We start from the raw sequence: 12,904 nt of genomic DNA on the forward strand, positions 1-12,904 counted from the left end.
GACAGGCAACGCCACACCGCCTGGCACTTTCCTGACAACAACAAGAGATGGCTCTTATCCACCACCAGGGGACACCCGCCATGAGCAACCAGCCAGTAGACATCGCACACTATATTCACGGCCGCGCGACGCCCGGCACGTCGGGTCGCACGCAGAACGTCACCAACCCCGCCCTGGGCTCGGTCATTGGCAAAGTGGCCCTCGCCAGTGCCGCTGAGGTCGATGCCGCGGTGAAGTCGGCCGCCGCTGCGTTTCCAGCGTGGTCGGCGCTGCCGCCGCTGCGACGCTCGCGCATCATGTTCAAGTTTCTGGGGTTGCTCAACGAACACCGCGACGAGCTCGCACGCATGATCACCGCCGAACACGGCAAAGTCTTCACCGACGCCCAGGGTGAAGTGACGCGCGGCATCGAGGTGGTCGAGTTTGCCTGCGGCATCCCGCAACTGCTCAAGGGTGACTACACCGAGCAGGTCTCCACCAATATCGACAACTGGACCATGCGTCAGTCGCTCGGTGTGGTCGCCGGCATCACCCCGTTCAACTTCCCGGTGATGGTGCCGATGTGGATGTTCCCGGTGGCCATCGCCTGCGGCAACACCTTCGTGCTCAAGCCCAGCCCGATCGATCCGTCGCCTTCGCTGCTGATCGCTGAACTGTTCAAAGAGGCCGGGCTGCCGGATGGCGTGTTCAACGTGGTCCAGGGCGATAAAGAGGCAGTAGACGCGCTGATCGATCATCCGGACGTCAAAGCCGTGAGCTTTGTCGGATCGACGCCGATTGCCAACTACATTTACGAAACCGGCGCCCGCCACGGCAAGCGCGTGCAGGCGCTGGGCGGCGCGAAGAACCACATGGTGGTGATGCCTGACGCTGACATTGATCAAGTGGTCGACGCGCTGATCGGCGCGGCATTCGGTTCCGCCGGCGAGCGTTGCATGGCGATTTCGGTGGCGGTGTTTGTCGGTGATGTCGCCGATAAAGTGATGCCGAAACTGGTGGAACGCACCCGCACGCTCAAGGTGCTGGAAGGCATGAACCTGGCCGCCGAGATGGGCCCGATCGTCTCGCAGGTGGCGTTGCAACGCATCACCGGTTACATCGAACAAGGCATCTCGGAAGGCGCGGAATTGCTGGTCGACGGGCGCGGTTTTGACGGTGCGCAGGCCGGGGCCAATTGCGCCGAGGGCTTCTGGCTCGGTGGCACGGTGTTCGACCATGTCACTCCAGAGATGAAGATTTATAAAGAGGAAATCTTTGGCCCGGTGCTGGCGTGCATGCGCGTGAAGGATTTTGCCGAAGCGGTCGACCTGGTCAACTCACACGAGTTTGGCAACGGCACCGCCTGCTATACCCGCGACGGTCACATCGCGCGTGAGTTCGCCAGCCGTATTCAGGTGGGGATGGTCGGTATCAACGTGCCGATTCCGGTGCCGATGGCGTGGCACGGTTTTGGCGGCTGGAAGCGCTCATTGTTCGGTGACACGCACGCTTACGGCGAAGAGGGCGTGCGTTTCTACACCAAACAGAAGTCGGTGATGCAGCGCTGGCCGAACAGCATCGCCAAGGGCGCTGAATTCGCCATGCCGACGTCCAAGTAGTTTCTGCTCCACAGGTGTGGGTGGGATGACGTGCTGGCGCGGGCTGCACGGCATCCGTCTTTCCCAGCGGGAGCGAACACTTCGCTCCCGGTTTTTTCGTTGAGGTGAACCACAATGCCGCTGCTCAAGTTCGACATCCTTCAGGGACGCACTGATGAACAGCTCAAGACCCTCCTCGATGTAGCCCATCAGGCGATGGTCGAGGCTTTTGAAGTGCCTGCCAGTGATCGCTACCAATCGGTGACCCAACACCGGTCGGGGGAATTGGTGCTGCACGACACGGGACTGGGTTACACCCGCTCGGCCAGTGTGGTCTTGCTGACGGTGATTTCGCGACCGCGTTCCCAAGTGCAGAAGACCACGTTTTATCGCTTGCTCGCCGAGAAGCTCCAGGCCGAATGTGGCTTGTCGCCGGATGACCTGATTGTCTCGCTGGTGGAAAACGCCGATGCAGACTGGTCCTTCGGCCGCGGGCGCGCGCAATTTCTGACCGGAGAACTGTAGCGCCGGTTTTTTCTTCCTACTCATCACGTCCAGGTGTCGTCATGTCCAATCCTCTGCTGTCGCTGTTGAAAATCGAACTGCCGATCCTGCAATCACCGATGGTCGGTGTGTCCACTCCGAAACTGGCGGCGGCGGTGTCGGCTGCCGGCGGGCTGGGCGCCATCGGCATTGGCGCGAGCAACGTCGACCAGGCGCGGGCGATGATCCGGGAGACGGCGGCGCTGACTGATAAACCGTTCAATGTGAACCTGTTCTGCCACCGACCTGCCATTCACGACAGCGCTCGAGAGGCGCAGTGGCTGAGCGTCCTGGCGCCGGTGTTTGCCGAGTTCGGCGCGGATGCGCCTACGTCGCTGCGGGAGATCTACACCTCATTCGTCGCAGATCCGGGCATGTTGCAGATGCTGCTGGAGGAAAAGCCCGCGGTCGTCAGCTGCCATTTCGGGCTACCCCCGCAACCGGCCATCGATGCACTGAAGGCCGCCGGCATTGTCTTGCTCTGTTCAGTGACCAGCCTGGCCGAAGCGCGCAGTGCGGAACAGGCCGGCGTGCATGCACTGGTGGCCCAGGGTTACGAAGCCGGGGGGCATCGCGGCGTATTCGACCCGCAGCAAGACTTGCAGATGGGCACCTTGGCGCTGGTGCGTGTGTTGGCGCGGGCCTGCCAACTGCCGGTGATCGCCGCCGGCGGAATCATGGACGGCGCGGGCATCAAGGCCGTCATGCAGCTGGGGGCCAGTGCCGCGCAGTTGGGAACGGCGTTTATTCTCTGTCCTGAATCGTCCGCCAACGGAGCCTATCGCGAAGCCTTGAAAGGCCCGCGTGCCCACCAGACCCAAGTCACTAGCGTCATCTCAGGGCGACCTGCCCGTGGCATGATCAATCGCAACTTCACCGGCTTCGACGTGGCGGGCATTGAACTGCCCGACTATCCGCTGACGTACGACGCCAACAAGGCGCTCAACGCCGTGGCAACCACGAAGGCCAACACGGACTTTGCCGTGCAGTGGGCCGGGCAAGGTGCACCGCTGGCGCGTGAGTTGCCGGCTGCCGCTTTGATGAACCTGCTGGCGGCGCAACTGCAAGACTGACGTGCGTTGCATCGCGGGCGTTATGGGGGGTCCGAAGGTACGTCCAGCAGCCAGTGCACACGCTGGCTGAGGTCGTTCAAGCTGAACGGCTTGGTTAAAATCCGGGTGGATTCATCCGTTGAAACCAGGCTGGACCCGCCGGCAAAACCGGTGATGAACAGCACCTTGAGGTGCGGATATTTCGCTTTGAATTCCGCCGCCAGATCGACCCCATTGATCGCGCCCGGCAAGCCAATGTCGGTCAACAGCAAATCGACGTGTTTGAGTTTCTCTGCCTGTTTCAGCGCGGAGACGCTGTCCACGGCCTCAATGACGCGATAGCCCAGCTCGCCCAAAAACTCCGAAGTCATCTGCCGAATGGCTTTTTCGTCGTCGACCAGCAAGATGGTTTCGTTGCGCGCGGAGGGCTGCGTTTGTTGACTGCCAGTCGTGTTTTTCGTTTGCTCGGCGGGCTGCGAATCGTCAACCGGAAAATACAGCGTCACCGTCGTCCCAACCCCGAGACTGCTGTGCACTTTGACCTGGCCACCGGATTGCTGGGTAAAACCGTAGATCATCGAAAGCCCCAGGCCGGTGCCTTCACCAATTTTCTTGGTGGTGAAAAACGGGTCGAAGATGCGCGACAGAATGTCCGGGCTGATGCCGGTACCGGAATCGGTGGCCGAGATGCTCACGTAGGCGCCCGGTGGCAATTGTCGATCGGCCAGCGCGTTCGCGTCGATGATGCATCGATCGACGACCAGGCTTAACGTGCCTCCGCCGGGCATTGCATCCCGAGCGTTGATCGACAGGTTCAGCAGCGCGTTTTCCAATTGATTGAGGTCGCACCGGATCCGGTCGTTTGCCCTGTACGAACTCTCGACAACGATGCTGGGACCGACGGTGCGGCGAATCATTTCTTCAAGCCCGGCCACCACGGTGCGCGGCTGCAGCAGTTCGGGCTCAAGTGATTGCTGTCTGGAAAATGTCAGCAGCCGTTGGGTCAGCGCAGCGGCCCGGGAGGCTGACGTCATGGCCACGGAGTTGTAGCGGGTCAGCTCGTTGAAGCGCCCGGCATCGATGCGCCGCTGCATCATTTCCAGGCTGCCGATGATGCCCGCCAACAGGTTATTGAAGTCATGGGCGATGCCGCCGGTCAGCTGGCCGACCGCTTCCATTTTCTGACTCTGCCGAAGCTTGGATTCCGCCATGGCGCGCTCATGTTGTTCGGCTTCCAGCTGCGCGGTTCGCTGAGCAATCCGGTCTTCGAGCAGATCGTTCCAGTCCCGCAGCGCGCCCTCCAACTGCACTCGATTGTCGATGTCTTCGATGGTCCCGTACCATTGCTCACAATGGCCTGCAGCATCGAAGCTGCACAGGGCGCGGAATCTGAACCAGCGATATTCGCCGCTGCGTTTTCGCAGGCGCACGGGCGAGTCGAAGGGTTCGAGTGTGCTCAGTGATCGATCCCAGAGTTTGACCAGGGCTTCGCGATCGTCAGGGTGAGTCGCACTGGCCCACTCGCGACCTAATGTGTGTGCAGTGTCCAGGCCCGTAAATTCAGACCAGCGCAGATCAATAGAAGTCAGCGCGCCGACCCTGTCCGCCGTCCATGGCCACAGCGGATTGAGTTCCGCAGCAATGCGGTAGTGTTTCTCGCTTTCCCGCAGTTTTTCTTCGGCTGTGCGCATCACCTGCAAGGTATTGAAGCGCTTCAACACCGCGCCCAGCAAGTTGCTGTACACGCGCAGAAAGTCGATGTCGTTTTCGGTAAATTGCCGAGGGATTCGACTGTCGACCTCGAAAATGCCAAAGGGACGTGTCGCGGTCGCCCCGTGGACCAGCACGTTGACGAAGGCTTTGACCCCGTTGTCGGTTTGAAAGGCGTGATAACGGAAGCGCGTTTCGGTGGCGATATCCACCGAAATCACCGGACGGTCTGTGTCCAGTGAGTACCGCTCCGGGCTGCCTTCGCAGGCCTGGACCCGGACCTGGCCGACTACACCGGGTTTCCAGCCAACGCCATTGCGCACGACAAACGTGACGCCGTCATCGAGCAACAGCATGAACTTGGCCATATGCGTCTCGAGCGCAGCGCCCACCAGGCGACAGGCTTCGTCGAGGATGTGCTCCAGATCGTCTGACACCAGGGCGAGCTCGCCAAACTCGGCAAGCACTTTGCGCTGGCGCAGTAACGTAGCCTCGACTGCCATGATTTCACCCCTGTGGATATTCATGTACGAGGCTGGCACGTCGGGTAGGTTCCGCCGGGATGACGGGATGCACGCAATGCGCTGTTAATGCCTGCATTGCGCCAACACCACTTGGCAGGTATCCGGCGTACCGCCGGAGCGGCCGGCATAGCGTATGCAATTATTCAGGGATTTTTGGCGGGCCATGCTCAGGGTCGGGCCCCAGGCCAGTCCACCCTCGCCAATGGTGGGGACGGCTTTGGCATAGCAGCTTGAACCTGTGTTTGGGGCTGAGTAGTGAGACGTGGTGGGTTTGCCTGAACATCCGCCGGTGAGTGCCAGGTTGAGGGCGAGGAGGGAGGGCAGGAGCCAGGCCGGGGATTGGTGGGCTTTGGTTCTGGTCATCCGGGTTCTCCTGTATCGGCGCTAGCGGTGTTTTGTGAGTGTGTTCTATCAGGTTAGCTGTGTTGGGGGTGTTGGGGGTTTTGTGTGTTTATCCGTTTTTGCGGTGATGGCGGATATTGGTTTCGCCCTTACGGCGAGTCACTTTGAAAAGCGCAAAGTAACCCAACGCTCTTGCCCCACCACTTGGCACCTCGCTTGGGCTCGGTGTGCCCTCACTCCGGCATTGCTCCGCGGGTCGCCGCGAAGGGCCATCCCTGGCCCAGCGCGGCTAAACCGGCATCCTTGCCGGTTTCCCCGCTACGCAATGCCTGCGTTCGGCCAGCGTGGTTTTACGGGGCGCTGAGATCAAAATCAAAATCAAAACCGCGGCGGCCTTCGGGCCGACCGTGGCATCAAGCGGGCGCGCTGCGCTGATTTGATTGTGCACACACACTAAATTTGCACCGTTCCCCTGTGGGAGCGAGCTTGCTCGCGATGGCGGATTCCTATCCAACATTGATATTGGCTGACACAACGCTATCGCGAGCAAGCTCGCTCCCACAGGGGTTTGTTGTGGGGCATGGTATTGGTGTTCAGCGCTGATTGCCTGATCGAACTCATGGTCAGGTCGGCTATCAGGCCGCCTCGGTTAGATTTTGATCTCAGGCGCCCCGTTAACCACGCTGGCCGAACGCAGGCATTGCGCAGCGGGGAAACCGGCAAGGATGCCGGTTTAGCCGCGCTGGGCCAGGGATGGCCCTTCGCGGCGACCCGCGGAGCAATGCCGGAGTGAGGGCACACCGAGCCAGAGCGAGGTGCCGAGTGGTGGGGCAAGAGCGTTGGGTTACTTTGCGCTTTTCAAAGTGACTCGCCGTAAGGGCGAAACCAATATCCGCCATCACCGCAGAAAGGGATATGTACACAAAAACCCCAACCCCAATCAAACAACCGCCGTGCTCCCCCGCAAGGTCAACGTAAACGGCAACACCACATGCCGCTGCACAATCCCCCGCTTCTCAATCAGCGCAATCACCATCTCCACAGCCTTCTGCCCAAACATCTCCGCCGGTTGCGAGATAGTGGTCAACGGCGGATCGCAGTAAGCCGCAAACGGTATATCGTCGAAACCCACCAGGGAAATATCCTCGGGCACCCGCAAGCCCTGTTGCTTGATCTGCTTCAACGCGCCAATGGCCATTTCATCGTTTTCGCAAAAAAGCGCCGTAGGGCGATCAGGCAACGCCAGCATCTCCGCGGCGCCGTCATGCCCGGCCTGCAAACTGAAATCACCATGGCAGATCAACGCGGGGTCGGACTCCAGACCCGCCTGGCGCAAAGCATCCTGATAACCGGCCACGCGCTCGCGGGTCAGCGGGCTGCTTTTAGGGCCTTTGATCAGGCCGATACGACGGTGGCCCAATTCAATCAAATGCTCAGTCATGGCCTTCGCGGCCGCGTGGTTGTCGAGGCTGATGGTCGGGTGGCGACCGCCGTGGATCACCTCACAGGCATTGACGATCGGCGGCAGTTCGGCGCTGGGGAAGGGGGCTTCGAACGGGTCATAGGCGCGCAACTGGATCACGCCATCGGCCTGATGGGCGTAGACCAGTTCGGCAAATTCGCGCTCGATGTCCTCGCGGCCCTGGGTGTCGCACAGCAACAGCCGGTAGCCAGCGAGTTGGGCCGCCTGTTGCGCACCGCTGATCACCTTGGCGAAAAACGTGTTGGCAACGGTCGGCACCAGAATCACCAGGTTGCCGGTTCTGCGCGAGCGAAATTGTACGGCCATCTGGTTCGGTCGGTAACCGGCCTGTTCGACGGCGGCGTTGACCTTGTCCCGGGTCTCGGGGAGCACGCGCTCAGGCGATTTGAGTGTTCTGGACACCGTGGCGACGGAGACGCCGGCCAGCCTGGCAACTTCGCGAATGTTGGACAAAAGCACCTCGTTAACGAACTGAGCAGCGGCGAGCTTAGCGCAGGTCGGTCCGGTGCTGGAACTTTCGTGAGGTCCATCCGGGGTTTGACACCTCGCCCGCCAACGCCTAAATTTCCGTCACGATGTAACCGGTTACATCAACAGCCTCAACCAGAGAACAATGACGATGAACGCTCCAGTAGCAAAAATAAGAATGGGATTTGTCGGTGGCGGGGAGGGCGCCTTTATCGGTCAGGCCCACCGCCAGGCCGCCGGGCTCGACGGTCGTTTTGAGCTGGTGTGCGGCGCGTTCAGTCGCGACGCGCGCAACAACCAAAACACCGGCGCCGCGCTGGGCGTGCCTGCGGCCCGTTGCTACAGCGACTGGCGGCAGATGCTCGACACTGAACGCGCGCTGCCCGCCGACCAGCGCATGGAATTGCTGATCATAGTGACCCCCAATCACCTGCACGCGCCGATTGCCAGTGCGGCGCTGAGTGCCGGGTTTCATGTTTTCAGCGAGAAACCCGCGGCGTTGAATCTGGCCGAGTTGTTGCCGCTCAAAAAAATCCTTGAGAGCAGCGGCCGCCTGTATGGCCTGGCGCACACGTACCTGGGTTATCCGATGGTCTGGCAGGCACGGCAGATGGTTCGTGATGGCGTGATCGGCAAGGTGCGCAAAGTGCTTGTCGAATACCCGCAGGGCTGGCTGAGCGAAGACGTGGCGGGGCAGGGCAACAAGCAGGCCGGCTGGCGCGATCAGCCGGAACAGTCCGGGCTGGGCGGCTGCATCGGTGATATCGGCACCCATGCCTTTTCCTTGGCCGAATTCGTCGCCGACCAACCCGTCCTGCACCTGTGCGCGATGTTGAATACCCACCTCGACAGCCGGCAACTGGATGATGACGCCGCCCTGTTATTCAAAATGGACGACGGCGCCACGGGGGTGCTGATCGCCAGCCAGGTCTGCGCCGGTGAAGAGAACCCGTTGAAAATCCGCATTTACGGCGACAAGGGCGGCCTCGAATGGCGTCAGGAACAACCGTCGAGCCTGATCCATCGTGCCCTTGATCAACCCCTGCGCGTTTTACGCTCCGGCGTCGGCCAGCCCTGGTTGTGCGACGCCGCGACCCGACGCATGCGTCTGCCGGCCGGGCATCCCGAGGGCTACCTGGAAGCCATGGCCAACCTCTACGGCGATTTCGCCACGGCGATTCGCGGCCACGTCGAGGGCAACGCCGCCCCCGGCGTACCGGGCATCGACGTCGGGATGCGCGGCATGGCGTTTATCGAAGCGGTGATCGCCAATCACCGTGGCGACAGCAAATGGACCGAACTGGTCTGCCCCCAATGAATCCGGAGCACCCACCCGTGAAACCTACCTCTCCAACGGGCCTGCGCGGCCCGGGCATCTTCCTCGCGCAGTTCATGTCCAGCGAAGCGCCCTTCGACACTTTGGCCAATATCGCGCACTGGGCCGCGTCCCAAGGCTACAAGGCCATTCAGTTGCCGACCTTGGGCACGCAATACATCGACCTCGCGCGCGCTGCCGAGAGCCAGGAATACTGCGACGAATTGAACGCCGTCTGCGCTCAAGCGGGCGTCGAGATCAGCGAGTTGTCGACGCACCTGCAAGGCCAGCTGGTGGCGGTGCATCCGGCGTTTGACGCCTTGTTTGACGACTTCGCCCCGGCGCATTTGCGTGGCCAGCCTCAGGCACGAACCGAATGGGCGATCGAGCAATTGAAGCTGGCGGCGCGGGCCAGTCAGCGATTGGGGTTGAAGGCCCACGCGACTTTTTCCGGCGCGCTGCTTTGGCCCTATATCTATCCCTGGCCGCAACGTCCGGGCGGATTGGTTGAACAAGGCTTCGCCGAACTGGCCCGGCGCTGGTTGCCGATCCTCGAGTGTTTCGAGGAGGCCGGTGTCGATCTGTGCTACGAAATCCATCCCGGCGAAGACCTGCATGACGGCGCCTCGTTCGAGCGGTTTCTGGACGCGGTCAATCATCACCCCCGCGCCGCGATTCTGTATGACCCCAGCCATTTGCTCCTGCAACAGATGGACTACCTGGGCTTCATCGACCGCTACCACGCGCGCATTCGCATGTTCCACGTCAAGGACGCCGAGTTCCGGCCGGATGCGCGCTCAGGCGTCTACGGCGGTTATCAGGGCTGGGTTGAGCGGCCGGGGCGTTTCCGTTCGCTGGGTGACGGCCAGATCGACTTCAAATCAATCTTCAGCAAATTGACCCAGTACGACTTCAACGGCTGGGCCGTGCTCGAGTGGGAATGTTGCCTGAAGGACTCCGCCCAGGGCGCCGCCGAAGGGGCGGCGTTCATCGAGCAGCACATGATCACGAAGACGCAGAAGGCCTTCGACGACTTCGCCAGCGTGCAGGCGGACGCCGCTTTCAATCGACGCTTGCTGGGGTTGCCCGACGCCTGATCACGACCTTGCTCTGCGCTCCCACCACAACAACAAAAAACCGGTGACTGTTATGACCCTGATGACCGCGCGCTTGAGCGCCATGATGTTCCTGCAATTTTTTATCTGGGGCGGCTGGTTCGTCACCCTCGGTACTTTCCTCGCCAGTAACCTGGGGGCCAGCGGCGGCCAGATCGGCATGGCGTTCTCGACCCAGTCCTGGGGCGCGATCATCGCGCCGTTTGTGATCGGCTTGATCGCCGACCGTTTCTTCAATGCCGAACGCATCCTCGCGGTGCTGCACCTGGTGGGCGCGGTGCTGCTGTACCAGCTTTATCGAGCGCCGGACTTCAGCACGTTTTACCCGTTCGTGCTGGCCTACATGATGATCTACATGCCGACCCTGGCCCTGGTGAATTCGGTCGCGTTCCGCCAGATGAGCGACCCCGCGCTGGAGTTTTCGCGGATCCGCGTGTGGGGCACCATCGGCTGGATCGTCGCCGGCGTGGTGATCAGCTTTGTCTTTGCCTGGGATTCCCAAGCCATGATTTCGTCCGGCGGGCTGCGCAATACGTTCCTGATGTCGGCGATTGCCTCTCTACTGCTTGGGCTCTACAGCTTCAGCCTGCCGCGCACCGCGCCATTGAAGCCGGAGGCGGGCCAGGGCGGTCTCAAGCAAATGCTCGGGCTGGATGCCCTGGGCTTGCTGAAAGACCGCAGTTACCTGGTGTTCTTCATCGCCTCGATTCTGATCTGCATTCCCTTGGCGTTTTACTACCAGAATGCCAATCCGTTTCTGGCAGAGATCGGCGTGACCAATCCCACCGCGAAAATGGCCATCGGACAGGTCTCCGAGGTGCTGTTCATGCTGCTTCTGCCGCTGTTCATTCACCGCTTCGGCATCAAGCTTGCGCTGTTGGTGGGGATGCTGGCGTGGGCCTTGCGCTACCTGTTGTTTGCTTACGGCAACAATGGCGACCTGGCGTTCATGCTGTTCACCGGCATCGCCCTGCACGGCATCTGCTACGACTTCTTCTTCGTCTCCGGGCAGATCTACACCGACGCCAAAGCGCCGGAACGCTTTCGAAGCTCCGCGCAGGGGCTGATCACGCTGGCGACCTACGGGTTGGGCATGCTGATCGGATTCTGGGTGGCAGGGCAGGTGACTGACCACTTTGCGCTGGGCAATCTGCATGACTGGAAGAGCATCTGGCTGTTTCCGGCCGGGTTCGCGTTGGCGATATTTTTCTGTTTCGGGCTGACGTTCAAAGGGCGGCGCGAGGCAGTCGTGCTCAGGCCGTAGCGGTAAAATTGACGTCATAAAATAGAGGGGCGGCGCGGCCCGTATGGCCCTTGCAATGTGCCGTCCTTGTATCTTTAATTGTGACAGGATGTGAACGTATCACCCCGTTAACAGGTCTTGAACATCAAGGTCTGAGTACGCTGCTTGAAGAACTGCATGGATCTTTTCTGCTTTACCCATGGAACATTCAAAGGATGATCAACACATGAAACAGCACTTGGCGGCGTTTGCCCGAAAACACCTGTCGCCTTCCATGCGCTATGAGATGCGGCACGCTGCGGACTGGTCGCGAGATGTCCTTGGGCGCGCGTGTTTCTGGCGCTGGGAAATTGCCCGGTTCAAATTACAGAGCGAGAGTGCTTACGAGTTTCTGTATATCGGCAGGAAAAACCAGCGGGAGATGGCCAAGCTGCTGATCGGCGGAAAGGCCGCGGCGTATTCCCCGCCGGCCGATGGCGATCCGGCACCTGCCGCCTCGGATCAAGTGGTCGTGGTCAGTGAAATGCCGAGTTCGGGGGCGTTGTCGGTGCCCTTGTACCTGAGTGCCGTGGTACCGCTGGGCCGACCCCTCGAGGAAATCACCAGCAAATACGATAGTGAGTTGCGTCGAAGCATTCGCAAGAACCGACCGCGCTACCGCATGGTCCAGACCGTGCTCGACGAGGAGATTGAAAAGGCCGACAGGGAATTGCTTCGACCCTATGCCGCGGCCAGGCAAGGTATCCATGTGGCGCAATTTGCCACGCAGGAAGTGTTCAGGATCGCCAAGACGGCTGGCCGGCTCGACCTGATCATGCTCGAGGACGAAGTGGTTGCCTGCCACCTCGGCTGCGTGATCACCCGGGGCGGCAAGCGTTACTGGAGCACGTTGCGTTTCGGCTATACCGAGGCGGTTTTTTCCGACGCCAAAAAGCTTCGCGAGGTGAACTCGATCACCACGTTCATGGCGCTGGAATGGGCCCTGGAAAATGGCTTCGACTATTACGACATCGGTCTTTGCGTGGCCCGTCCGGATGACGGACTGCTGAAATGGAAAAGAAGACGCGGCGGTGATGTTGATTCCCTGAACAACCACGCGTTCATGTTTGTCCGGTTGCCCAAAGCCGGCACGGCCAAATTTCTCTGGGACACGCCGCTGTTTGCTGTCGAAGGCAAGGAATTGACCCTGCACCTTGGCTTGCCGGACGGACCCAGCGATGAGGAAGTCGCCAGTCGCTACCATGAAATGGTCTTTGGCGGACTGCACAAAATTTATCTGTACTGCGCCGAGCGTTCCGGCGAACAGTTCCTCGACACCTTGCGCAGTCGCTACGCCAGTTTGCAGACCCCACCCATCATGCAAAGGATTGCTTCCAGCTGAGCCGGTTTCAGGACTTTGGTAAGCACGAGCTGGTTTTTTGTAGGAGCTAGCTTGCTCCGGGCGGCGTTCCGACGATGGACTCAGGACGGCGTTTTTTTTCGGGAGAAACGCGTCATCGTTAACGCTTATCGCGAGCAAGCTCGCTCCTACA

The 12,904-nt window shown here is 60.7% G+C and carries 10 protein-coding genes; 7 read left to right on the top strand and 3 right to left on the bottom strand.

All coding sequences use genetic code 11. The features are described from left to right. Positions 1-80 precede the first annotated feature (80 nt). The 3 genes from F8N62_RS25340 (at position 81) to F8N62_RS25350 (ending at position 3,193) form a co-directional block, all read left to right on the top strand. Positions 81-1,598: a CoA-acylating methylmalonate-semialdehyde dehydrogenase gene (locus tag F8N62_RS25340; RefSeq protein ID WP_150713241.1), complete on the top strand. Its 1,518-nt coding sequence runs from the start codon at positions 81-83 to the stop codon at positions 1,596-1,598. A 114-nt stretch (positions 1,599-1,712) separates the two neighbouring features. After that, positions 1,713-2,102, top strand: coding sequence for a tautomerase family protein (locus F8N62_RS25345; protein WP_150713242.1), 390 nt, complete (start codon positions 1,713-1,715; stop codon positions 2,100-2,102). Between the two features lie 41 nt (positions 2,103-2,143). Further along, on the top strand, positions 2,144-3,193 hold the full coding sequence (locus tag F8N62_RS25350) for an NAD(P)H-dependent flavin oxidoreductase (RefSeq protein WP_150713243.1): 1,050 nt from the start codon (positions 2,144-2,146) through the stop codon (positions 3,191-3,193). Positions 3,194-3,213: 20 nt separating this feature from the next. On the opposite strand, the gene F8N62_RS25355 is transcribed toward F8N62_RS25350, so the two are convergent. The 3 genes from F8N62_RS25355 to F8N62_RS25370 form a co-directional block, all read right to left on the bottom strand. Further along, positions 3,214-5,385, bottom strand: coding sequence for an ATP-binding protein (locus F8N62_RS25355; protein ID WP_150713244.1), 2,172 nt, complete (start codon positions 5,383-5,385; stop codon positions 3,214-3,216). Positions 5,386-5,469: 84 nt separating this feature from the next. Further along, entirely contained in the window at positions 5,470-5,769 is a 300-nt protein-coding gene (locus F8N62_RS31980) for a hypothetical protein (RefSeq protein ID WP_150713245.1), read from the bottom strand. Positions 5,770-6,688: 919 nt separating this feature from the next. Beyond that, positions 6,689-7,684, bottom strand: a complete 996-nt coding sequence (locus F8N62_RS25370; RefSeq protein WP_150713246.1) for a LacI family DNA-binding transcriptional regulator — start codon at positions 7,682-7,684, stop codon at positions 6,689-6,691. Positions 7,685-7,850: 166 nt separating this feature from the next. Between F8N62_RS25370 and F8N62_RS25375 the strand changes: the two genes are divergently transcribed. From F8N62_RS25375 to F8N62_RS25390, 4 genes are all read left to right on the top strand, one after another. After that, the gene (locus F8N62_RS25375; RefSeq protein WP_412071985.1) at positions 7,851-9,017 is read left to right on the top strand and encodes a Gfo/Idh/MocA family protein; all 1,167 of its coding nucleotides are present in this window, start codon (positions 7,851-7,853) and stop codon (positions 9,015-9,017) included. Continuing rightward, complete coding sequence (locus tag F8N62_RS25380) at positions 9,014-10,111, top strand: sugar phosphate isomerase/epimerase family protein (RefSeq protein ID WP_150713301.1); 1,098 nt, start codon at positions 9,014-9,016, stop codon at positions 10,109-10,111. Before F8N62_RS25375 ends, F8N62_RS25380 begins: the two co-directional genes overlap by 4 nt. 52 nt (positions 10,112-10,163) lie before the next feature. After that, positions 10,164-11,393, top strand: a complete 1,230-nt coding sequence (locus F8N62_RS25385; protein WP_150713247.1) for a nucleoside permease — start codon at positions 10,164-10,166, stop codon at positions 11,391-11,393. Positions 11,394-11,598: 205 nt separating this feature from the next. After that, positions 11,599-12,753: a hypothetical protein gene (locus tag F8N62_RS25390; RefSeq protein WP_150713248.1), complete on the top strand. Its 1,155-nt coding sequence runs from the start codon at positions 11,599-11,601 to the stop codon at positions 12,751-12,753. Positions 12,754-12,904: the final 151 nt, after the last annotated feature.

Source organism: Pseudomonas fluorescens (genome assembly GCF_902497785.1).
GTDB lineage: Bacteria > Pseudomonadota > Gammaproteobacteria > Pseudomonadales > Pseudomonadaceae > Aquipseudomonas > Aquipseudomonas fluorescens_BO.